Annotated in this window: 16 protein-coding genes; 9 read left to right on the top strand and 7 right to left on the bottom strand. The window is 67.5% G+C overall.

Going from position 1 to position 21,002, the window contains the following annotated elements; all coding sequences use genetic code 11:
• Positions 1-67: 67 nt before the first annotated feature.
• The 3 genes from Mal64_RS09420 to Mal64_RS09410 all read right to left on the bottom strand — a co-directional run bounded on the left by Mal64_RS09420 (position 68) and on the right by Mal64_RS09410 (position 4,504).
• Complete coding sequence (locus Mal64_RS09420; protein WP_146399461.1) at positions 68-613, bottom strand: thioredoxin family protein; 546 nt, start codon at positions 611-613, stop codon at positions 68-70.
• A 605-nt stretch (positions 614-1,218) separates the two neighbouring features.
• Complete coding sequence (locus tag Mal64_RS09415; RefSeq protein ID WP_146399459.1) at positions 1,219-2,358, bottom strand: S1C family serine protease; 1,140 nt, start codon at positions 2,356-2,358, stop codon at positions 1,219-1,221.
• Between the two features lie 181 nt (positions 2,359-2,539).
• Positions 2,540-4,504: an SLC13 family permease gene (locus Mal64_RS09410; protein ID WP_146399457.1), complete on the bottom strand. Its 1,965-nt coding sequence runs from the start codon at positions 4,502-4,504 to the stop codon at positions 2,540-2,542.
• A gap of 533 nt (positions 4,505-5,037) precedes the next feature.
• Between Mal64_RS09410 and Mal64_RS19780 the strand changes: the two genes are divergently transcribed.
• Positions 5,038-9,186 carry a hypothetical protein gene (locus Mal64_RS19780; RefSeq protein ID WP_197525614.1) on the top strand — a complete coding sequence of 1,383 codons (4,149 nt, stop codon included), beginning with the start codon at positions 5,038-5,040 and terminating at the stop codon, positions 9,184-9,186.
• Positions 9,187-9,280: 94 nt separating this feature from the next.
• Here the strand turns inward: Mal64_RS19780 and rph are convergent, their stop codons facing one another.
• The 4 genes from rph to argB form a co-directional block, all read right to left on the bottom strand.
• On the bottom strand, positions 9,281-10,003 hold the full coding sequence (rph, locus tag Mal64_RS09395; RefSeq protein ID WP_146399455.1) for a ribonuclease PH: 723 nt from the start codon (positions 10,001-10,003) through the stop codon (positions 9,281-9,283).
• Positions 10,004-10,095: 92 nt separating this feature from the next.
• Positions 10,096-11,019, bottom strand: coding sequence for an ornithine carbamoyltransferase (argF, locus tag Mal64_RS09390; protein WP_146399453.1), 924 nt, complete (start codon positions 11,017-11,019; stop codon positions 10,096-10,098).
• Positions 11,020-11,173: 154 nt separating this feature from the next.
• Positions 11,174-12,355, bottom strand: a complete 1,182-nt coding sequence (locus tag Mal64_RS09385; RefSeq protein ID WP_146399451.1) for an aspartate aminotransferase family protein — start codon at positions 12,353-12,355, stop codon at positions 11,174-11,176.
• Positions 12,356-12,505: 150 nt separating this feature from the next.
• Positions 12,506-13,399, bottom strand: a complete 894-nt coding sequence (gene argB, locus Mal64_RS09380) for an acetylglutamate kinase (RefSeq protein WP_146399449.1) — start codon at positions 13,397-13,399, stop codon at positions 12,506-12,508.
• Positions 13,400-13,737: 338 nt separating this feature from the next.
• On the opposite strand from argB, the gene Mal64_RS09375 reads away from it, so the two are divergent.
• The 8 genes from Mal64_RS09375 (at position 13,738) to dnaB (ending at position 20,738) form a co-directional block, all read left to right on the top strand.
• Entirely contained in the window at positions 13,738-14,502 is a 765-nt protein-coding gene (locus tag Mal64_RS09375; protein ID WP_146399447.1) for a sugar phosphate nucleotidyltransferase, read from the top strand.
• Between the two features lie 128 nt (positions 14,503-14,630).
• Complete coding sequence (locus tag Mal64_RS09370; protein WP_146399445.1) at positions 14,631-15,575, top strand: ribose-phosphate diphosphokinase; 945 nt, start codon at positions 14,631-14,633, stop codon at positions 15,573-15,575.
• Positions 15,576-16,007: 432 nt separating this feature from the next.
• Positions 16,008-16,640 carry a 50S ribosomal protein L25 gene (locus tag Mal64_RS09365; protein WP_146399443.1) on the top strand — a complete coding sequence of 211 codons (633 nt, stop codon included), beginning with the start codon at positions 16,008-16,010 and terminating at the stop codon, positions 16,638-16,640.
• A 96-nt stretch (positions 16,641-16,736) separates the two neighbouring features.
• Entirely contained in the window at positions 16,737-17,324 is a 588-nt protein-coding gene (gene pth, locus Mal64_RS09360; RefSeq protein ID WP_197525613.1) for an aminoacyl-tRNA hydrolase, read from the top strand.
• Between the two features lie 160 nt (positions 17,325-17,484).
• Positions 17,485-17,880, top strand: coding sequence for a 30S ribosomal protein S6 (gene rpsF, locus Mal64_RS09355; RefSeq protein WP_197525612.1), 396 nt, complete (start codon positions 17,485-17,487; stop codon positions 17,878-17,880).
• Positions 17,881-17,959: 79 nt separating this feature from the next.
• A complete protein-coding gene (gene ssb, locus Mal64_RS09350) occupies positions 17,960-18,439 on the top strand; it encodes a single-stranded DNA-binding protein (protein ID WP_146399439.1) in 480 nt (159 codons plus the stop codon).
• 115 nt (positions 18,440-18,554) lie between these two features.
• Positions 18,555-19,097 carry a 50S ribosomal protein L9 gene (gene rplI, locus Mal64_RS09345; protein WP_146399437.1) on the top strand — a complete coding sequence of 181 codons (543 nt, stop codon included), beginning with the start codon at positions 18,555-18,557 and terminating at the stop codon, positions 19,095-19,097.
• A gap of 162 nt (positions 19,098-19,259) precedes the next feature.
• The gene (gene dnaB, locus Mal64_RS09340) at positions 19,260-20,738 is read left to right on the top strand and encodes a replicative DNA helicase (protein ID WP_231993639.1); all 1,479 of its coding nucleotides are present in this window, start codon (positions 19,260-19,262) and stop codon (positions 20,736-20,738) included.
• The last annotated feature ends 264 nt before the right edge of the window (positions 20,739-21,002 follow it).

Genomic DNA, 21,002 nt, shown 5'->3' with positions numbered 1-21,002 from the left:
GCCCCGCGGAGACAATGTCTCCGCGGGGCGGCGTTGTTTAGCTACGTTGTTTAGCTGCGTGTCGAGCTCAGCGGCGCTGGCAGCTCGGGCAGTACGGCTGGGTGTACTGCATCGGCGCCGCCGAGCCGTAACCCGAGACCGTGATGTCCGAGGCCGAAACGGTCGGCTTCGAGACCCGGTAGGATCCCTCGCCGCGACGCAGGCCGCGCTCGTGCTTGGCCAGGGCGTCGTTCCACTGCTTCTCACTGACGGCGCCCGACTGCTTGTGCAGGATCACCGAGCCGGAGCGATCGATGATCGAAACGTGCGGGAAGGTCGTGGCGCTGAACGCCTCGGCCACCTGCTTGCCGTACTCGGTCGTCACGTCGACGTGGCAGAGGTCGTACTTCTCGAGCGGGAACTTGCCGCTCTGCGGGTCCAGCAGCGTGGGGTCGACGCGTTGCGTCTCGTCCGAAGGCGAGTCGATCACGACGAGCAGCGGGCGATCATCGGAGCGGGTCTGCTCCAACGCCTTGCCGTAATCGGCTTGCCAATCGGCGGTGGTTTCGGTTGTCGTGGGAGTCGAGGCCGACAAGGCGGCCGCTACGGTCAGGGCCATCCAACTTGCGAGCATACTTGCTTCTCCTAGGTACCATGCAGGAAGGGAGAACGATCGGTCCAGATCGTTGGCGCCGAATCATCAAGACTGGCTGGCGCCGACGCGGAAGGAAGGGCCAGTCTGCCGCCACATGGGCGGGGGTGTGTCGTCGTGGTGTGGGTGTTGCTGAGGTCGACGCCACCCGCCGCGCTTTGCTAAGGCGCGGCGTGGGACTCACAGAGGTCGATCCGTCTCGCTACGTTCTCGGTGGGGGGGAATCGCGTCGGCGGGACTCAATCGGCGGGGCCTGAAATAAAATCCTTAGGGCCACGCACGATGAGAAGAAGGCAAACTACCTGTAGGCCGCGCCCGCACAAGGGGTTCAGCCGGTAAAGTTGCCCAGGAAGGTGTGCGTTCTCGCGCTGACAGCACGCCTCGGAAGGCCCCTGCGAAAGGGGGGCAGGGGGCCCTTAATCACTGGCTAGAGAACGCTTTAGCGGCGTCGCAAGAAGTCTTAGAACGAGACGGAACGCGTGCACAAAGCGGCAAAAATAATTCACGGATTACGGCAGCCCCCACGCCGTTTTGGGAACTCGGGCCGCGCGATTGGGGCACTTGACAAACGCCTTTCTCACGACGCCTTAGACCGATTCCAGAGTGACCGGCACTTCGAGCCGCTCGCCTTGCCGCTCTACCGTAAAGACGACCCGCTCGCCCGGTTGGTAGGCGTCCATGATCTCGAGGAACTCGATGTGGGTTCGCACCGGCTTGCCGTCGATCGCGAGCAGGTAGTCGGCGTACTCACGGTCTTCGATCGGCACCCGATAGACGAGAGGTCCCTGGCGAATCTTGCGGATGATCTGACGGAAGCCCCTCAGGCCGGCGCGCTCGGCGGGACCGCCTTGGGCGAGCCTGGCGATCCGCATGCCGTTGGCCGTCTCGTTCAGTTCAACGATCCCGTGGTAGGCGCGAAGCACCTTGCCGTGCTCGAGCAGCTCGGGCACGAAGCGACGGATGCGGTCGACGGGGATGGCGAACCCGATGCCCGAGTTCTGGCCCGACTTGCTGGCGATCGCGACGCACATGCCGATCATCTGCGCCGAGGAGTTGAGCATCGGCCCGCCCGAGTTGCCCGGGTTCATCGCCGCGTCGGTCTGGATCATGCCGTCCATGGGCCTCGGCCCCGAGCGGCTGGGGACCGAGCGGTTGAGGCTCGAGACGACCCCTTTGGTGAGCGTGCCCGCGAAGCCGAACGGGTTGCCGAGCACGTAAGCGCGTTGGCCGACACGCAAGTTGTTCGATTGCCCAAGCGCGATCGGGTGGAGCTTGTCGGCGGGGGCGTCGACCTTGATCACCGCCATGTCGAACACCGCGTCGGCGCCCACGAGTTCGGCGTTGTAGGTCGAGCCGTCGGAGAAGTTCACCCGGATGGCGCCGGCGCCGTCGATCACGTGGTTGTTCGTGAGGATGTGGCCCTCGCGATCGATCACGGCGCCCGAGCCGGACCCTTCGCTCTCGGCGATGCCGAAGAAGTTTTCATATTGCACCTTGGTCGTGATGTTCACCACGCTGTGCTTCGCGGTTTCGTACGCGCGGATGTCGGCCAGCTCTTCGGGGAGCAGCTGCATCTCGGCGGCGGGGCGATCGTTCGCCCGCGGGTCGTACTGACGCTGACGCCCCTCGGCGGCCTGGGGGGCGACCGGCGCGAGCTGTGCAGCGACGGGCGCGGCGACGGCGGCGAGGATCAGCAGTAAAAACGTCGTGTTTCGGCGGCTTTTCATGGCTCTCGGGCCTGCGGCGTGGGGGCGGTTCGCGTGGTGGGGTCTGTACGGTACAAACCCAGCGATCGTTCGCCAACGGCGCCGACCGGCCCGGCGGGGGTGGCCGCTCAGGACGGGCGACGGACGGGGCCCACAACAGGGCCTTGGTACAGGGCTCAGAGCGGCGCCTCAGAATGGCGCCTCAGAAAGGCCAGAGCAGTCCGAGCAGCAGCACCGCAGCGGTGGCGATTAGCGCCGAGAGCGGCAGGCCGACGCGCAGGTAATCTTTCGGCTGGTAGCCGCCGGGGCCCATCACCATGAGGTTCGTCTGGTAGCCGATCGGCGTGGCGAAGCTGAGCGACGCGGCGATCGCCACGGCCATGATGAACGGCTGCGGGCTGTAGCCGGCCGAGTGCGCCACACCGATCGCCAGCGGCAGCATGATCGTCGCCACGGCGACGTTGGTGATCATCTCGGTGAGCACCATCGAGGTGACGTAGACCACGGCGAGCAAGACCCACGGCGTGGCGGAGGCCGACAGTGAGTCCCACGAGGCGACCCCGTTCACCAGGAAGGCGGCCAGGAAATCGGCCGCCCCGCTCTGCTTGAGCGCCGCACCGAGTCCCATCGCGGCGGCGATGGTGATGAGCACCTGCAGGTCGATCGCGCGGCGGGCTTGCGAGGCGGTCAGGCAACGCGTGCCGATCATCGCCATCAGCACGGCGATCGCCACGACGGGCTGCGCCTTGCGGTCGAGCATGGCGGCGGCGACCGTTCCCTCGGTCAGCAGGGGACCGACCAACGCCCCGGCGATCAGCCACCCGATGAGCAGCAGGAACAGCCCGATCGCCACGAGCGCCCGGTCGTGCCTGCGGGCCGAAGAGCCGCTCACCTCGCTCACGAGGTAGAAATCGCGGTTGTTGCGGTGCGCGTCGGAAAAGCCCGAGGGCGTTTGCAGCAGCAGCGTGTCGCCGGGCTCGAGACGGACGTCGCCGATCTTGTTCGTCAGCCGCTCGCCGTTGCGGTGCACGGCCACGATGGCGGCGTTGTAGACCTGGCGGAAATTGGCGTCGCGCACCGTGCGGCCGATCACCGGCGAACTGCGCGACAGCACCGCCTCGGCCAGCTGGCGGCGTGTCTGCTGGGCGGGCTGGAATTCGTAGGTCATGTCGACCGCCGGAACGAGGCCCGGGATACGCTCCAGATCGGCGATCGTCTCGACCACGCCCGTAAACACGAGCCGGTCGTGCGACTGGATCACGTCGCGCGGCGTCACGGGTGTGATCACCTCGCCGTTGCGATCGATCTCAATGAGGAACAGCCCCGGCAGCCGCCGCAGGCCCGCCTCTTGGATCGTCTTGCCGATCATCGCGCATTGCGGCTGGACGAGCATCTCGACGAGGTACTCGCGACGCTTGTCGCCGAGCTTACGCATCAGGTCGGTGCGGTTGGGCAGCAACCTCGGGGCGACCATCAGCATGTAGACCACGCCGATCACCGCGAGCGGCGCGCCGACCCATGCGATTTCTAGCAAGCCAATCTCGCTGACCCCTTCGCCGTACGCCCCCTCGTCGCCAGAAGCCGTTTGCAGGTCGGACAGGATGGCGTTGCAGACCAGCGTGGTGCTCGTGCCGATCGTCGTGCCGACGCCGCCGAGGATCGTCAGATAACTGAGCGGCATGAGCAGCCGCGAGGGCGAGACGTTGTGTTTGCGGCACCAGTCGAGCACGACCGGGGCGAGCATCGCCACGAGCGGCGTGTTGAGCACCACGGCCGAGACCGGGGCGACGAGCACAAGCCTGCCCAGGGCCGCCCCCTCGGTCTTGGCGCCTCCCAGCAAGCGGTCGCCGACCCAATCGAGGGCGCCGGTGGTGCGCAAACCCGCGGCGATGGCGAACAGCGAGCCGATCAGCAGCACCGGCCCGCTGGCGAAACCGGCCAGGGCGGTGGGGGCGTCGATCACGCCGGCGAGCGTCACGATGACCAAGCCGGCGAGGAACAGCAGTTCCACCGGGGTGTTGCGACGCGCGATGAGCCCCACCAGCACCCCGGCCACCACGGCGATCGACAGCAGGCCGCGCCACCCGAGCGAGGCCTCGGCCACGAGGGCCCCGGCGGCGTCTTGGAGCGCCGGCTCGATCTGGGCCAGGGTGGGGGGGAATGGCATCTGGGGGCGGCCGGGACGGCGGTCCGGCGGGTTGGAGCGACAGAAGTGGGGCTGGGCGCCGTTGGGAGGAGTCTCGGGCGACTCCTTACTCTAGCCAACAAGTGAGCTTGATGGGCCGGGGTTCACGCCCGATGCGCCACGGAATGCTAGGCTTATGGGGGGCGGCTGTGCCCAGCCGCCACAACCCGCACGACCGGCATCCGGCCGTCGCCACGACTGCCTAGAGCCGGTGAACAAGCGTTAGAACCGGCCTCGGTGGGTAGGCGAAAATCACGGAAACCGGTGGCGGGGCCGTTTCGCCCCGGATAAACTGGGGGCATCTGGCTAACTGCACAAGGTGTAGCGGTTTGCGGCCGGCGCCCGCTTGTTTGCGCGCCGGTTCGACCGACCTTAGGCAGCTGCCCGACTGGAACAGAACGATCCCAATCTAAGCGACCAGGCGCGTTGACCCGAGCGGCCGTCTCTCTTTGTCTTCGACAGAGCGACGGCTCAACCAGTTCAGCGGCCATGGCGCCGACGCGGAGCAACCCCCGATGAAATCGATGCGTCCCTACTTCGCACTCTCACTCGCCGTTGCGGCGATGCTGGCGATCGCCGCCGACGCCCCCGCCGCCGACGCGAGCGCCGCGCGTTTGTACAGCCACCCGGCGGGCGATGCGTTCTTCGCCGTCGGGCTCGAGCCTTCCGAGGGCGAACTGAACGCCGCCCCGGCGCCGAGCCGTGTCGTTGTTTTGTTCGACACGTCGGCCAGCCAAACCGGCCCCTATCGTTCGACGGCGCTCGCCGCCCTCGAGTCGTTGCTCGCGAGCCTCGACGCCGGGCAGCAAGTCGAGTTGATGGCCGCCGACCTGACGGCCCGCCCGATGACCGACGGTCCGGTCGCCGCTCACGGCGCCGAGATCGAGCGTGCGATGACGCGACTCAACGAGGTCACGCCGCTCGGCACGACCGACATGGAAGCCGCCCTCACGGCGGCCGCCGACCGCATTGCCGAAGCCGGCGCCCCGGGCGTGGTGGTTTACGTGGGCGACGGCATGAGCCCCGCGAACCTGCTGGGCGCCGACCGTTTCTCCCGCCTGATCGAGCGTTTGCAAGGCGCCCGCGCCAGCGTGACCAGCTACGCGATCGGCCCGGAGCGTGACAACGCGTTGCTGGCCGCCTTGGCCAACCAGACCGGCGGCAACTTGTACGTCGATTCGCCGATGGTTTGGGCCAGCCAGGCCGAAGGCCTCAGCGAGAGCCGCGCCACCGAAGAGAACCTCCGCCGCGGTCAATCGGTCGGTCGCACGCTGGCCGACTGGTCGGCCGTTCCTGTGGTTTGGAGCGGACGTCTCGAGGCGGACGCCTCGGTCGCCGAGTTCTACCCCGCCTCCGCCCCCTTGCGCGGCGACCGCAGCACCGTCGTCATCGGCCGCTTGGCCAACGCCAACGCCGAAGCGGTGAGCTTTGTCGCCAACGGCAGCCGCACGACGGCGCCCCTGGGCCAGCACGACGAGGCGAACGCTTACCTCGCCGAGCTGGTCGAGAAGTCGCGACGGGACCAAGGCCTCGCCCTCACGACGCTCGGCGACACCGGCCTCGAAGAGACCGGCCGGATGATCAACGCCCACACCGACGGGCTGGCCGAACTCGCGCAGCGGGCTGTTTCTCTTGGCGACCGCCAGAGCGCCGCACGCATCAGCCAGGCCGTGTTGCGGCGCGACCCGGGCAACCCGCGGGCCCGCACCGTGCAGCGTTTGGTGAGCCGTCCGCCGAGCGACGCCCCCCCCACTCAGCAGAGCACGGGCGCTCCGCAAAGCATTGGCGCCCGTGAGCCGGTGCGTGTCGCCCAGCTCGAGGTGCTCGGCCCGGCGCCGGCCGTCCGCCAAGAGGCGGAACTCAGCCTGATCGCCCCGCAGCGCGCGGCGGAGAGCGGCGAGGCCTACCCGCCCGCCGAGCAGGTGGTCGACGGCCGATTCCTCGACGCGGTCGATCGGAATCAGCGGGTGTTCGCCCAGATGCTCGAGAAGGAAGTCCAGAACGCGATCGTCGACGCCCGTGACTCGCTCGCCAGCGACCCGCAAGGCGCCATCCAATCGCTCAAGCTCACGCTCGAGAACGTCAAGCGGGCCCCCGAGCTCGTGGCCTCGGTTCGCGCAGGCCTGATCGACAAACTGACGAGCGCACTGCGTGAGGCTTCGCGGGCCGCCTCGATCAAGGAAGACCTCGACCGCGAGCGGCAAGAAGCGCTGGCCGCGGCCCGTGAGCGTCGTATGCTGCTCGACCGATTGGCGCTCGACCGCGAGCGTGAGACGCAGCTGGTCGAGCGCTTCAACGCCCTGATTGACGAGCGTCGTTTCGCCGAGGCGAACGAGGTGGGCGTGATTCTCGAGGAGATCGACCCGCACGGCGTGATGCCGGCTGTGGCCCAGGCCTGGGGCCAGCACAAACGCTACTACGAGCTGAACCGCGAGCTCCGCACCGCTCGCGCGGCGGCGTTCATCGAGGCCTTGCACCAGGTCGAGACCTCGCACATCCCATTCCCGAGCGACCCGCCGATCGTCTACCCGGACTCCGAGGTGTGGAAAGAGCTCACCCGCAAGCGTGAGAAGTACAAGGCGGTCGACCTGGGCGCCCAGAGCGGGGCCGAGGAGCAAATCGCCACCGCGCTGAGCAACCCGCTCACGAGCGCCGGCCTCGAATTCACCGACACGCCGCTCGAAGAGGTCGTCGCGTTCCTTCGCGACGAGTACGACATCGAGATCCAGCTCGACAACCAGGCGCTCGACGACCTGGGAATCGGGCCCGACGAGCCCGTCGACGTGCAGCTGCGCAACACGTCGCTCCGCTCGGCGCTGAGGTTCATGCTGCAGCAGCTAGAGCTGACCTACGTGATCGCCGACGAGATGATGCTGATCACCACCGAAGAAGAAGCCGAGAACCGGCTCAGTGTGAAGGTCTACCCCGTGGCCGACCTCGTGCTGCCGATCATCACCCCGCAGGTCTCCGGCATCGGCGGTGGCGGCGGTGGCGGTGGCCTCGGCGGCGGTGGCGGCGGCGGTGGCCTCGGCGGTGGTGGTGGCGGTCAGGGTGGCGGCGGCTTCGGCGGCGGCGGCGGTGGCGGTCAGTTCAGCGTGGCAGACACGCAAGCGGCGCCGGCGGCCGAGTTGTCCCTCACCCGCACGGCGGCGACTCCCGCGACGGCGGCTGCCGAGACCCAAGCGACCGACGAATCGGCTGCCCAGCCGACCGAGACTCCGACGACCGAGATCGGCGTTCCTGCGGACGCCGACCCGGCGCTGTTCTGGGAGGCCCAGTTCCAAGACGGCGCCCCGGCGGACGCCGCGATCCGCAATGCCTCGCGTCGCCTGATGCGGGACAAGCAATACGACCACGTGATCGCCTTGGTGCAGACCTCCTTGCGGCACGGGGCCCCCCAGCCCTGGATGTACGAGGCGTTGTCGATCGCCATGCGACTCGACGGCCGTCCCGAGGCTGAAATCGAGCGGGCCGTGATGTCGGCCGTCGATTTCAGCAAGAGCTCGGACGAGCTGATCGTGATCGCCCAGTTCCTGTCGGGCATGGGCCTCGAGAAGCGGGCCGCCCAGGTCTGCGAGCAGGCCGTGAAGATCGACCCGCTCTGCCACGAGGCATACGCCCTCGGCCTGCGAGCCGCGCAGCGATCGGACGACCTCGACGCCCTGCGTTGGGCCGCCACCGGCGTGCTGAGCCACGCCTGGCCGGAGGAACAGAAGGCGATCGAGACCGCCGCCCGCCGCTTGGCCGAGGCGGCCCTCGAGCGTTTGGAGCGTGAGGGACGCACCGCCGAGCACGAGGCGTTCGCCGCCGAGTTGGTCGAGGCGCGTCGCCGCGATTGCGTTGTGACGGTCAGCTGGACCGGCGAGGCGGACGTCGACATCGCCGTCCAAGAGCCGGGCGGCACGCTCTGCACGGCCGCCGAACCCCGCACCAGCGGCGGCGGCGTGAACCTGGGCGACTCGGCCGACCCCGAGGCCAAGGGCCTCAAGAGCGAAACCTACGCCTGCCCGCGTGGATTCGAAGGCGAGTACCGCGTCGCGATCCGCAAGGTGTGGGGCGACCTGACCGCCGACCGTGTGACGGTCGAGATCACCGTCAACCAAGGCGCCGAGAACGAGCAAACCCAACGCAAGCAGATCCAGGTGGCCGACGACAAAGACGCCGTGGTGGTCTTCAACGTCGAAGAGGGGAGCCGCGACGAGGCGATCGAGGAGCAGATGCTCGCCGGCGCGATCCGTCGCCAGCAAGAAGTCGGCCGCGCGGTGCTGTCGCAACAGCTCTCGTCGCTCGCCGAGTCGTCGGGCGTCGCCGCCCTGCGGCCCGACGACCGTCGACGCCGTCGCGCCGCGCTCGCCGCAGGCGGCGGCAGCGTGGGCTTCCAGCCGGTCATCATCACCCTGCCCGAGGGCACGAACCTGCAGGTCACCGGCGTCGTGTCGGCCGACCGCCGCTACGTGCGTGTCACGCCCGTGCCGTTCTTCTCGGGCATCTCGGAAGTGACTGCCTTCACCTTCGCCGGTGGCGGCAACCAGAACGGTAACCAACAAGGCGGCAACGGGAACAACAACAACGGCGGCGTTGGCGCTGGCGCCGGAATCGGCAACAACGCGGGCGGACAGAACCAGAACAACGCCGGCGGCCAGAACGCCAACAACCAGTTCTGATCGTTGAGCGGTTGGCGGAACGCCACTGGAGTCGTAGCCGCAGTCGCGCTCCGATCTAGCTGGCCGCGGTCGATGCGTTGCCGATCGCTGCGTTTCAAGCCGAAACGCTAAGCGCGGCGCGTTGGGCGACGATCAGCTCGGCCGCGCCCTGTTGGCCCAGCTCGATCAGCCGGGCGAGCTCTTCGGCCGAGAAGGTCGCCTCTTCGCCCGAGCCTTGCAGCTCGACGAAGCGGCCCTCGGCCGTGACGATCACGTTCATGTCGACCGAAGCGCCGGAGTCCTCGGGGTAGTCGAGGTCGAGCAGCGGCTCGCCATCGACGACGCCCACACTCACCGCGGCGATCATCTCTTTGAAGGGCTCGACGGGGCCGCCTTCCTCGGTGCGGAGCGAGGCGACCGCGTCGATGAGCGCCACCATGCCGCCGGTGATGCTGGCGGTGCGGGTGCCGCCGTCGGCGCGGAGCACGTCGCAGTCGACCGTGATGGATGCCTCGCCTAGCTTCTCCAGGTCGATCGACGCCCGCAGCGAGCGGCCGATGAGCCGCTGGATCTCGGTCGTGCGTCCGTCGACCTTCTTGCGGTCGCGCTGCTTGCGCGGCGAGGTGCTGCCGGGCAGCATGTTGTACTCAGCAGTGACCCAGCCCTTGCCCTTGCCCCGCATCCAGGGGGGCACGTCGTCCGACACGCTGGCGGTGCAGAGCACCATCGTTTGGCCCATCGAGATCAGCACGCTGCCGGGGGCGGCGCTGGGGTAACCGCGTTCGATCTTCACGGGGCGGAGTTGGTCGGCGCTGCGGCCGTCGTGGCGTTGAGTCATGCGTAGCTGAGGCGTCTTGCGTGAACGTGAATGACCAAGGGGCGTAAACGAGGCTCTTGTTGTTCGTCAGGGCTTGCGTCGTGGGGCTTTTTTTATCTGTCGCCGTGAGCTCCGAGCAGCCACACCAGCATGCCCTTCTGGGCGTGCATGCGGTTGCCGGCCTGGGTGACGACCACGCTCTGGGGGCCGTCCATCACCTCGGCGGTGACTTCTTCGCCGCGTTTGGCCGGCAGGCAGTGCATGAAGATGGCGTCCTTGTCGGCGGCGGCCATCAGCCCCGCGTCGACCTGGTGGCCGGCGAAGTCTTTGACGCGTTGCGCCTGCTCGGCCTCCTGGCCCATGCTGGCCCACACATCGGTGTACACGGCCGAGGCGCCCGCGACCGCTTCGCGCGGGTCGTGGGTGGCGGTGAGTTTGGCGTCGGGGTCTTGCACGCGGAGCCGTTCGAACACCGCGGGGTCGAGCTCGTAGCCTTTGGGCGTGGCGATCGAGAACTCGACGCCGAGCCGCACGCAGGCGTAAGCCAGGCTGCGGGCCACGTTGTTGCCGTCGCCGACCCAGGCGAGCTTGCGGCCCTTGAGGTCGCCGAATTGTTCGCGGATGGTGTAGAGATCGGCGAGCGCCTGGCACGGGTGCGCAAGGTCCGTCAGGCCGTTCACGACCGAGCAGCTCGAGTGAGCCGCCACGTCGACGACGGTTTGGTGCGCCTTGCTGCGGACCACGATCACGTCGACCATCTCGCTCAGCACGCTGGCGAAGTCGGCCAGGCTCTCGCGTTTGCCGAAGCCCGCCTCGTCGCCGAGCATCAGGCTGCCGCCGCCGAGGTGCGTCATGCAAGCCTCGAAGCTCACGCGTGTGCGGAGCGATTGCTTCTCGAAGACGAGCGCCATCATGCGGCCCGGCAAGAGCGGCTCCCGCACGCCCGCCAAGAACTTGGTCTTCAGGTCGTGTGTGATCGACAGGATCGTCTCAACCTCGGTGGGCGAAACGTCGTCGAGCGTGATGAGGTGCCTCATGATAATAGCCGCTGAGGGTCGCAGATGAACGCGGATGTCAAACGCACGAAAAGCCTGTGACGGCTACCGATCAATCTTCTTTTTAAAGCAGGGACGCAAGCCGTATGATCGCAGCCCGAGCATCGCATCCGCGACTGCCGCCGCGTAACAGCGGCTAACTGGCTTGAGCCCGCAGGGCGTCGGCCAGCAGGTCGCAGCCGCGGTCGGCCTCTTCGTCGGTGAGCGTCATGGCCGGCAGCAAGCGGATCACGTTGCCTTGGGTGCAGTTGATCAGCAGGCCCTGCTCCATGCAGCGCGACACGATCGGTGAGCCCTCGACCGTGAGCTCCAGGCCGATCATCAATCCCAGGCCGCGGACCTCGACGACGATCGGCAACTCATCCACCAGCGGCGCGAGCCGGCCGCGGATCCGCTCGCCGAGCGTCTTGGCGCGCTCGAGCAGGCCGTGCTTCTCGATCGCCAAGATCGTGGCGATGCCGGCGCGGGCCGCGATCGGGTTGCCGCCGAACGTGGCGGCGTGCATGCCGGGCCGCAGGCTGGGGGCGATCTCCGCGGTGGTGAGCATGGCGCCGCCCGCCACGCCGCCGCAGAGGCTCTTGGCCAGCGTCATCACGTCGGGCGTCACGCTATAGTTTTGGTAGGCGAACCACTCGCCGGTGCGGCCGCAGCCGGCCTGCACCTCGTCGAAGACGAGCAGCAGCCCGTGCTCGTCGCACAGGTCGCGGAGGCCCTGCAGGAACCCTTCGGGCGGCAGTCGCACGCCCCCCTCGCCCTGGATCGGCTCGATCATAATGCCGGCGGTCTCGTCGTCGATCAGGCCTTTGACGGCTTCGAGATCACCGAACGGGGCGTAGCTGAAGCCCGCCACCAGCGGCCCGAGGCCCTCGTGGTACTTGGGCTGCGCCGTCGCGGTGGTGGCGCCGAGCGTGCGGCCGTGGAAGCCGCCGGTGAACGTGATGATCTTGTACCGCTTCTCGGGCGTGTGCAGCCGCACGAGCTTGATCGCCGCCTCGTTGGCCTCGGCGCCCGAGTTGCAGAAGAACGCTTTGCCGCCGAACGAACGGTCGCTCAGCAGCTTGGCCCATTGGCCCTGCGCCTCGATGTGCCAAGAGTTGGGCACGTGGATCAGCTTGGCGACCTGGTCCTGCACGGCTTCGACGACTTCCGGCGGGCAGTGCCCCAGCAGGTTGCAGCCCCAGCCTGGGAAGAGGTCGAGGTACTCGCGGCCCTGGTCGTCCCACACGGTAGAGCCCTCGCCACGCTCCAAGGAGACCGGGTAGCGGCCGTAGTTCGGCACGACGTAGCGGTCGAACAATTCGGCGGTTTCGGGCTTCATGGAGGAAGCGGTTTGGGATGTGGGGGCGGTTGTCGACACGGCTTGTGGGGGGAGTTGAGGCTACGAAATAGGGGCATTTGCGTCGGACAACTGGCCAGCGGCCGCCGCCCTAAGGACGCCTGCATCGATTCAACCACGACCGCGTCGCCGCTACTCGGGTTCACCCACGATCATCGTCCCCACACCGCTGTTGGTGTAGATCTCCAAGAGCAGCGAGTGACGCAGGCGGCCGTCGATGATGTGGATCTTGCGGACGCCGCGGGCCAGGGTCTCGAGGCAGGCCTCGACCTTGGGGATCATGCCGCCGGCGATCGCGCCGCGTTCGATCAGGCCGCGGGCCTCGGGGGCGCCGAGCGTGTGGATCAGTGAGCCGTCGTCGTCCTTGTCGAGCCTCACGCCGTTCACGTCCGAAAGGTACACGAGCTTGTCGGCGCCCACGGCCTGGGCGACCGCCATGGCCACGGTGTCGGCGTTGACGTTGAGCATCCGGCCGTCGGCGCCGCGGCACAGGCTGGGGATCACCGGCACCTGGCCGGCGTAGCAGAGGTTCTCGATCGAGTCGCGGTCGACACGCGTGACCGTGCCAACGTGGCCCAGGTCGACCTCCTCGCCCTCGGCGCCGGTCAGTTTGAGCGGCTCGCCGAACAGCACGTTGTTGTCCGTTTCCCCCAGGTGGTTGAGCGGCATCGCGCGGCCGCCGAACTCCTCGATGCGGTCGGCGATCCACTCGTTGAGTTCGCCTCCCAAGACGCGGCAGGCGATCTCGAGCGTTTGGTCGTCGGTGTAGCGGCGGCCCTCGACGAAACGCGGCTCGACGCCCGCCTCGGCCATCGCCCGGCTGATCGCCTTGCCGCCGCCGTGAACGACGATCGGCCGCATGCCGACGGTCTCCATGAAGACGATGTCCACGAGCAGGTGTCGCAGCGCGTCGGCGTCGTCGAGCAGGCTGCCGCCGAGCTTGATGACGGTGACCTTGTCGCGGAACTCGCGGATCCAGCCCATCGCCTCGATCAGGACGTCGGCCTTTTCGATGGCGTCTTGCACGTAGGGGCGACCCGGCTCGAGGGGATGCGTATGGTGGGGGCGTGGCGAATCCCGCATCTTAGGCGGCTAAAATCGCCGGGTCCAGAGTCAAAAGGCCCTCGGAGCGGTTACCCCCAGTCGGCGGCCCGCGGCCACCGGAAGCAGCGGGGGGCGGTCTCCGGCGCGATTCCGGCGACGCGCAGATCGCCGGCTTCTCACCCCGCCTTTATCTGCGCAATCCGCCACGCGCCACTGGCCCGCGAGCGGTGATTCAGCGATGATGGCTCCCCCTGCCCGTTCTTTCGCAACGCTGCTCTCTCGCAACGCAACGCCTCCCACCCATAAAGACGCGAAGCCGCATGTCGGAACCGATCGCCGTTGTCCTTGCCGCCGGCAAGGGGACCCGCATGAAGTCGGACCTGCCCAAGGTGCTGGCCCCCGCGGCTGGCAAGCCGATGATCCGCTACGTGGTCGAAGCCCTCCGTGCAGCGGGCGTTGGGCGGATTGTCGTGGTCGTCGGCTACCGGGCCGAGCTGGTTCAGAGCGAACTCGCCGACGAGCCGGGCGTCAGTTTTGTCGAGCAGACCGAACAACTCGGCACCGGCCACGCCGTGATGGTCTGCCGCGAGGAGATCGAGCGGCTTGCCGGCGGCGAGAGCTGCCCGGTGGTCATCGTCACCGGCGACTCGCCGATGCTGCAGGTCTCGTCGGTCGAGGCGTTGCTCAAAGAGTTTCGTGAGACCGGCGCCGTTTGTCTGGTGGGAACTACGCACAAAGACGACCCCACCGGCCTGGGGCGCGTGGTCCGCGACGCGGCGGGCGAATTCCTGGCGATCGTCGAGCAGAAGGACGCCACGCCCGAGCAGCAGGCGGTCACCGAGGTGAATATGAGCACTTACGTGTTCGACTCGGCGGCGTTGCTGACGTCTCTCGAGTCGCTGACGACCGAGAACGCCCAACGCGAATACTACATCACCGATTGCCCCCGCATCCTCAAGGACAGCGGCGCCCAGGTGCGGGCGCTCGCCGCCCTGAAGCCGTGCGAAGCGCTCAGCGTCAACACGCTCGACGACCTGAAAGCCGTGGAGGCCGAGATGGCTAAGCAGAACACCGGCCAGCAGTGACAGCAGCCGCATCGGCTCGCCGCGGAGGGTTCTGCGGCGTGTGCATCAGTCTTTTTGATTCGTCTCCCTCGTGAGGGGCCGAGTCGCACTTAACCTTTCCCAGAATCCCGACCCTCTCCCCTTTCTGCATGAACGACCTCAAGCTCTTCAGCGGCGGCGCGAACCCGCGACTCAGCAAGTCGGTGGCCGACTACCTGGGGGTGCCGCTCGGCAAGATCTCGCTGGGGCGATTCCCCGACGGCGAGATCTCATGCAAGATCGACGAGGACGTCCGCGGCCGCGATGTGTTCCTGGTGCAGCCGACCTGCCCGCCGGTCAACGAGAGCCTGATGGAGCTCTTGGTGATGATCGACAGCTGCCTGCGGGCGAGCGCCGAGCGGATCACCGCCGTGATCCCGTATTTCGGCTACGCCCGCCAAGACCGCAAGGACGAGGGCCGCGTGCCGATCACGGCCAAGCTGGTGGCCAACCTCATCGCCCGGGCCGGCGCCAACCGGGTGCTGACCATGGACCTGCATGCCGCACAGATCCAGGGCTTTTTCGACGTGCCGGTCGACCACCTTTACGCGGCCCCGGTGCTCAACGAGCACTTCCTCAAGTCGGGAATCGATCTTGAAGAGGTCGTGATCGTCAGCCCCGACGAGGGGAGCATCAAGCGGGCGCTGGGCCACGCCAAGCGGCTCGGCGGGTCGGTGGCGATCATCGACAAGCGGCGCATGAGCGCCACCAAGACCGTGCAAGCCAACATCCTCGGCGGGCCGATCGAGGGACGCGTCGCCCTGATGTTCGACGACATGATCAGCACCGCGGGCTCGATCAGCGGGGCAGCGCAAGTGTTGCACGACCATGGCGTTAAGGAGATCCACGTGGCGGTCAGCCACGCCGTGTTGTGCGGCCCGGCGGTCACCCGGTTGCGGGAGGCGAACCTGGCGAGCCTGGTCTGCACGAACTCGATCCCGCTGGCCGAGGCGGACAAGCCGCCCGGAACCAAGGTGCTCGACGTCGCCCCGCTGCTGGGCGAGGCGATCAAGCGGATCCACCGCAACGAGTCGGTCAGCAAGCTGTTCCGCTAGGCGGAGGGGCCTTTTTGCGGCCGCCTTGAGGGCTTTGCAGAGGGGCAAACCACGCCGCACAGCGGTAAATCGTGGCCGTGGGGCGGATGAGAACCTTTTCGGTCAAGCGGATTAGGCGCCCGGCGCCTCGCGATTTGGCCCCGAAACGCTCCAAGTCGTTCGCAAGAAGGGCTTGATGCGGGGGCGGAAACTGTCACAATGCTGGATTGTCGATAATCCTGGGGTCTACCCCGTGCGGCGCCCGATCTCATTCGGCAGCACGGTTTTATGACCGCCGGGTAGCGGGCCCCCATGGGGCCTCATTCGACAAGCAGCGGCGGATGCGTCGGCGCCCAGGGCGGGCTAGCCCAAGCACGGCGCCGCCCGACCTCCCCGAATCAGCGAGCCCAAACAGCGAGACGGAACCTTCCCAGCGAAGGCTTTTAGCGAATTATGTCAGACACGCTCACATTGTCGAAACGCGAAGCGACCGGCTCGCGCCAAAGCCAGAAACTCCGCGACGAGGGCCACGTGCCCGCCGTGCTCTATGGGCACAAGGAAGAGGCGCTGAGCCTTTCGATCCCGTACAAGGAGCTCCGCAAGGCGATCAGCCACCACGCCAAGGTCGTGAACCTGAGCGGCGCCGCTTCGGGCCAAGCGATTTTGCAGGAAGTGCAGTGGGACACGTTCCATCGCTACCTGCTGCACGTTGACCTGCTCCGCGTGTCGGCCGGCGAGAAGGTGCACGTCACCGTGCCGCTTGAGCTGAAGGGCGACGCGGCCGGCGTGAACGAAGGCGGCGTGGTCGAGCAGATGGTCACCTCGATCGAGATCGAGGCCGCCCCGGCCAGCATCCCCGAGATGCTGCACATCGACGTGACGAACCTGCACCTCGGCGGCTCGATGCTCGCCAAGGACATCGCCGACTTGCCCGAGGGCGCCACCCTCATCACGTCGGCCGACGAGACCGTGGTCCACTGCGTGCCGCCCGCCGGCGCCCCGGCGCTCGACGACAGCGTGGCCGGCGGCTCGGACGAGCCTGAGGTGGTCAGCAAGAAACAAGACGAAGAAGAATCCGAGGGTTAGGACCGACACGCGAGACCCGGGAGCAACTCTGGCAGCCGCCGGATCGCTCGCCGACTCGTCGTTGCGTCCTTCTCGGTGTGAGCCCGGAGCCGATCGATGAAACTGATCGTCGGCTTGGGAAACCCGGGGGCCAAGTACCAAGGCACCCGACACAACGTGGGGTTTGAGGCGCTCCAGCTGCTCGCCGAGCGGTCGGGGGCCGAGAAACCCAAAACGAAATTCGACAGCCTGGTCGCCGAGGCGAACCTGGCGGTCGAGGGCCAGCCGAACAGCCGGGTGCTGCTCGTTTGGCCGCAGACCTACATGAACCGCAGCGGCTCGGCCGTCCGCCAAGCCGCGACGTTCTACAAGACGCCGATCGAAGATTTGCTGATTGTTTGCGACGACTTCCACCTGGATGTCGGCCGGTTGAGGATCCGATCGAAAGGGTCCGCCGGCGGGCAGAACGGTTTGAAGGATGTGGCCAATCAACTCGGCAGCGAGAACTACGCCCGATTGCGGATTGGCGTGGGGCCCGCCCCGGACGGCAGAGAGACAGTCGACTTCGTGCTGAGCAAGCCGCGAGCCGCCCAAAAGGAGCTGCTCGAGGTCGCCCTGCACGACGCGGCGGCGGCTGCCGCCTGCTGGGCGACCAGCGGTGTGGCCGAGGCGATGAACAAATTCAACGGCGTTGGCAAGGACTGATCGGCGCCCCGAGCGAAACAGACACACCCGGGCCCGTAACCCGGCCCGAAACCCCGCCCGAAACGCTGCTGCTCGGACGGCTCCCGATATCCAACCCACACAAGACCACCACGAGCGGCCCCGCTAAGCCCGGCCGCCCACCCCACGGAGTCCCATAGCCTTGTCGCTCAACACTTACGAAGGCCTGTTCATCCTCGATTCGAACAAGTTCGCGCGCGACCACGACGCGCTGCCCGAGGCGATCAGCAAGCTGATCGCCGACGCCGGCGGCGAGGTGGTGGTCAGCCGGCTTTGGGAAGAGCGGCGGCTCGCCTACCCGGTCAAGGGGCACCGCAAGGGCTCCTATTGGCTGATGTACTTCAAGCTCGCCGGCCCGGAGGTCGTTGGTTTCAACCGCCAGTGCGAGTTGATGGACGGCCTGCTGCGGCACTTGGTGCTGAAGATCCACCCGCGTTTGGTCGAGCCGATCTTGGCCCACGCCACCGGCGCGACCGAGGCCGAGGAGCCCGCCGCCGACGAGGCGCCGGCCGAAGAGGCCCAAACCGCCTCGGTTTGATCCCAGCCGAACGCACGAGTCTCTCCCACCTTACGACGAGCGAGTCTTTCGGCCCTAGCACGGGCGACAGGAGTCAGTCATGGCCAGCTACAACCGCGTGATCCTCGTGGGCAACCTCACCCGCGACCCGGAGCTGCGCTACATCCCGAGCGGCACGGCGGTGTCGGAGATCGGCCTGGCCGTGAACGACCGCGTGAAGAAGGGTGACCAGTGGGTCGACGAGACCACGTTCGTTGACGTCACGCTGTGGGCCCGCACGGCCGAAGTGGCCAACGAGTACCTGAGCAAGGGTTCGTCGGTGCTGATCGAGGGCCGGCTCAAGCTCGACTCGTGGGAGAAGGACGGCCAGAAGCGTTCGAAGCTCCGCGTGGTCGCCGACAAGATGCAGATGCTCGGCGGACGCAGCGGCGGAGGAAGCGGAGGCGGCGGTGGTGGTGGCGGCGCCTCACGCGGCGGCGGATACTCGCAGCAATCGGGCGGCGACGAGTACAGCGCCCCGGCCAGCTACAGCCAAGGCGGCGCCTCGGCGCCCCCGCCGGAAGACGACATCCCGTTCTAACCATGCTCCCTCCCCCTGCGGGGAAGGAGACTCTTGGCTTACCGGGTCACGATTGGCCCACCGGGTCACGACGACAACACAACTCAACACCGTTACGCCACGAACAGGCACGACCATGGCTACGACCAAGAAGCAAAAGAAGATCAAGCGCGCGGATTCTCGCCCCAAGCGGTTGCCGAAGGGACCCACCGGAGGCATCGAGCTGCTTCTCATCCAGAGCGTCGAGCACCTGGGGCATCAGGGCGACGTGATCGAAGTGCGGCCCGGTTACGCCCTGAACTACCTCGTGCCCGAGGGGCTGGCCACGATCGCCACCGACCACCACAAGCGGATGGTCGAGAAGCACAAGGCCAAGCTGCTCGAGATCGAGCGCCAGCGTCAAGGCGAGCTCCGCGCCCAGGCGGCCGAGATCGGCAAGCAGAGCGTCACGATCGAGGCCAACGCCACGAGCGACGGCCACCTGTACGGCAGCGTCGGCGCCGCGGAGATCGTCGCCGCCCTGAAGAAGAACAACGTCACCCTCGCCGCCGAGCAGATCAAGCTCGAAGGCCCGCTCAAGGAGCTCGGCCTGTACACGATCAAGATCCGCTTCTCGAGCGAGGTCGATGGCGAGCTGAAGGTGTGGGTCGTTCCCACCGTCGGCGCCGACGACAAGTAAGCACGCCGTCGAGCGACAACCGAATGCGAACGGGTAGCCCCGACCAGCGATGGTCGGGGCTGCTTGCGTTAAGGGGCCGGGGCGGGGGAAAACCTGTCGCCCGGCTGTCGTGAATCGCCCCAGAGATTTTGCACCCCCCGCCCGGCAGAAGGAACGAACGCCATGGCCATGCCCGACTCGCAGCAGCACCGCACCGACCGCCCCGACCGAGGCCAGGGACGCGACGGACAACGGCGTGAATGGGGTCAGGACGATTCGCGACAGCAGACGAGCGTGATGGATCGTCAGATGCCGCAGAGCCTCGAGGCCGAGCGGGCGGTCCTCTGCAGCTTGCTGCTGCTGCCCGAGACGTGCGACGAGGTGGCGTTGGTCCTCAAGGAGGACGATTTCCTCGACGACGCCAACCGGCGGATCTACGCCCACATGATGGAGATGCACACCGACGGCCAAGCGGTCGACGTGATGCTCTTGGTCCAGCGGCTGCGTGACTCGGGCGAGTACGAGGCGATCGGCGGGGCGCCGTATCTTGCCGAGGTGGGCCAGGCCGTGGCCACCGCCGCCCACGCCGAGCACTACGCCCACATCGTCCGCGAAAAGGCGACCCTAAGGGCGTTGATCCACGCCGGCACGGACATCCTGAAGGACGCCTACGACCCGAGCGGCGAGCCCCGCCAGGTGCTGGCGCGCGCCGAGGAGAAGGTGTTCGCCATCCTCGAGGAGAAGGAGCAGGGCAAGCTCGCCTCGATCCGCGACGTGCTGCACGAGTCGCTCGCCCGGATCGACGCCCGCATGAAGCAAGACGAAGCGATGAGCGGCGTCGAGACCGGCTTCGACGACTTCGACGAGATGACGGGCGGCTTCCACGGCTCGGAGCTGATCATCCTGGCGGCCCGGCCCTCGATGGGAAAAACGGCGCTCGCGCTCAACATGGTCGAGCACGCGGCGATCGAGTGCGGCAAGCCCACGCTGTTTGTCAGTCTCGAAATGGCGGCCCTCGAGCTGGGTGACCGCTTGCTCTGCTCGCGCGCCAAAGTGAACAGCCACCGCCTGCGCAACGGCCAGCTGAAGCCCGACGAGCAGCGTCGGCTGATCCAGACCGCCGCCGAGATCAGCACCGCGCCGCTGTACATCGACGACTCGCCGAGCCGCACGATGACGGAGATCGCCGCGGCGGCCCGCCGCCTGAAGCGTCGCGAAGGGCTCGGGCTGATCACGATCGACTACCTGCAGCTGATCGACCCGGACAACGCCCGCGACCCCCGGCAGGAGCAGGTGGCCAAGATCGCCCGCCGCCTGAAGGGCCTGGCGCGTGAGCTCGACGTGCCGGTCCTCTGCCTGGGGCAGCTCAACCGCCAGGTCGAGTCGTCGCGCGACAACAAGCCGCAGCTGAGCCACCTGCGTGAGTCGGGCGCCATCGAGCAGGACGCCGACGTCGTGATGTTCGTCCACCGCGAGGAGTATTACCAAACGAACGAGGAAGACCGCGAACGCTGCCGCGGCGAGGCCGACCTGCTGATCCGCAAGCAGCGTAACGGCCCGGTGGGCGACGTGAAGCTCACTTGGCTGCACGACTACACGCGGTTCACCAATCGCGCGCCGGAGCAGTTCGACGAGTTCTCGGGATACTCGGAAGATTTCTGAGAGCGTTTCAGCGCCGCGACATCAAGCCATTGCCAACAAGGCAATGGCGAGCCGGGTGGCGTAAGCCCCCGGAGTGGAGCGGGCGCCCGGCGCCCTCCGGGGGCTGACGCCGCCCGGCTCGCCGCCTCTTTTTGCTCAGCGGCGCTCGTTTTCTTGCTAGCGGCGCCTTCGGGGTGGGTCTCTCAGCAGCCAACCCGTCTTGTGGGCCCCCCGGGGTTCCGCTAATTCTACGCGGCCATTTTTCCGGGCCGCCGCGCGATTGCG

This window comes from Pseudobythopirellula maris (assembly GCF_007859945.1).
Classification (GTDB): Bacteria; Planctomycetota; Planctomycetia; order Pirellulales; family Lacipirellulaceae; genus Pseudobythopirellula; species Pseudobythopirellula maris.
This window is presented reverse-complemented; position numbering and strand designations above follow the sequence as displayed.

Excerpts from the sequence above, each read along its gene's own strand:
- rplI (WP_146399437.1), top strand. The coding sequence starts at position 18,555 with ATGGCTACGACCAAGAAGCAAAAGAAGATCAAGCGCGCGGATTCTCGC.
- Mal64_RS09375 (WP_146399447.1), top strand. The coding sequence starts at position 13,738 with ATGTCGGAACCGATCGCCGTTGTCCTTGCCGCCGGCAAGGGGACCCGC.
- Mal64_RS09385 (WP_146399451.1), bottom strand. The coding sequence starts at position 12,355 with ATGAAGCCCGAAACCGCCGAATTGTTCGACCGCTACGTCGTGCCGAAC.
- Mal64_RS09365 (WP_146399443.1), top strand. The coding sequence starts at position 16,008 with ATGTCAGACACGCTCACATTGTCGAAACGCGAAGCGACCGGCTCGCGC.
- Mal64_RS09370 (WP_146399445.1), top strand. The coding sequence starts at position 14,631 with ATGAACGACCTCAAGCTCTTCAGCGGCGGCGCGAACCCGCGACTCAGC.
- dnaB (WP_231993639.1), top strand. The coding sequence starts at position 19,260 with ATGGCCATGCCCGACTCGCAGCAGCACCGCACCGACCGCCCCGACCGA.
- argF (WP_146399453.1), bottom strand. The coding sequence starts at position 11,019 with ATGAGGCACCTCATCACGCTCGACGACGTTTCGCCCACCGAGGTTGAG.
- rph (WP_146399455.1), bottom strand. The coding sequence starts at position 10,003 with ATGACTCAACGCCACGACGGCCGCAGCGCCGACCAACTCCGCCCCGTG.
- Mal64_RS19780 (WP_197525614.1), top strand. The coding sequence starts at position 5,038 with ATGAAATCGATGCGTCCCTACTTCGCACTCTCACTCGCCGTTGCGGCG.
- Mal64_RS09410 (WP_146399457.1), bottom strand. The coding sequence starts at position 4,504 with ATGCCATTCCCCCCCACCCTGGCCCAGATCGAGCCGGCGCTCCAAGAC.
- Mal64_RS09415 (WP_146399459.1), bottom strand. The coding sequence starts at position 2,358 with ATGAAAAGCCGCCGAAACACGACGTTTTTACTGCTGATCCTCGCCGCC.
- ssb (WP_146399439.1), top strand. The coding sequence starts at position 17,960 with ATGGCCAGCTACAACCGCGTGATCCTCGTGGGCAACCTCACCCGCGAC.
- pth (WP_197525613.1), top strand. The coding sequence starts at position 16,737 with ATGAAACTGATCGTCGGCTTGGGAAACCCGGGGGCCAAGTACCAAGGC.
- Mal64_RS09420 (WP_146399461.1), bottom strand. The coding sequence starts at position 613 with ATGCTCGCAAGTTGGATGGCCCTGACCGTAGCGGCCGCCTTGTCGGCC.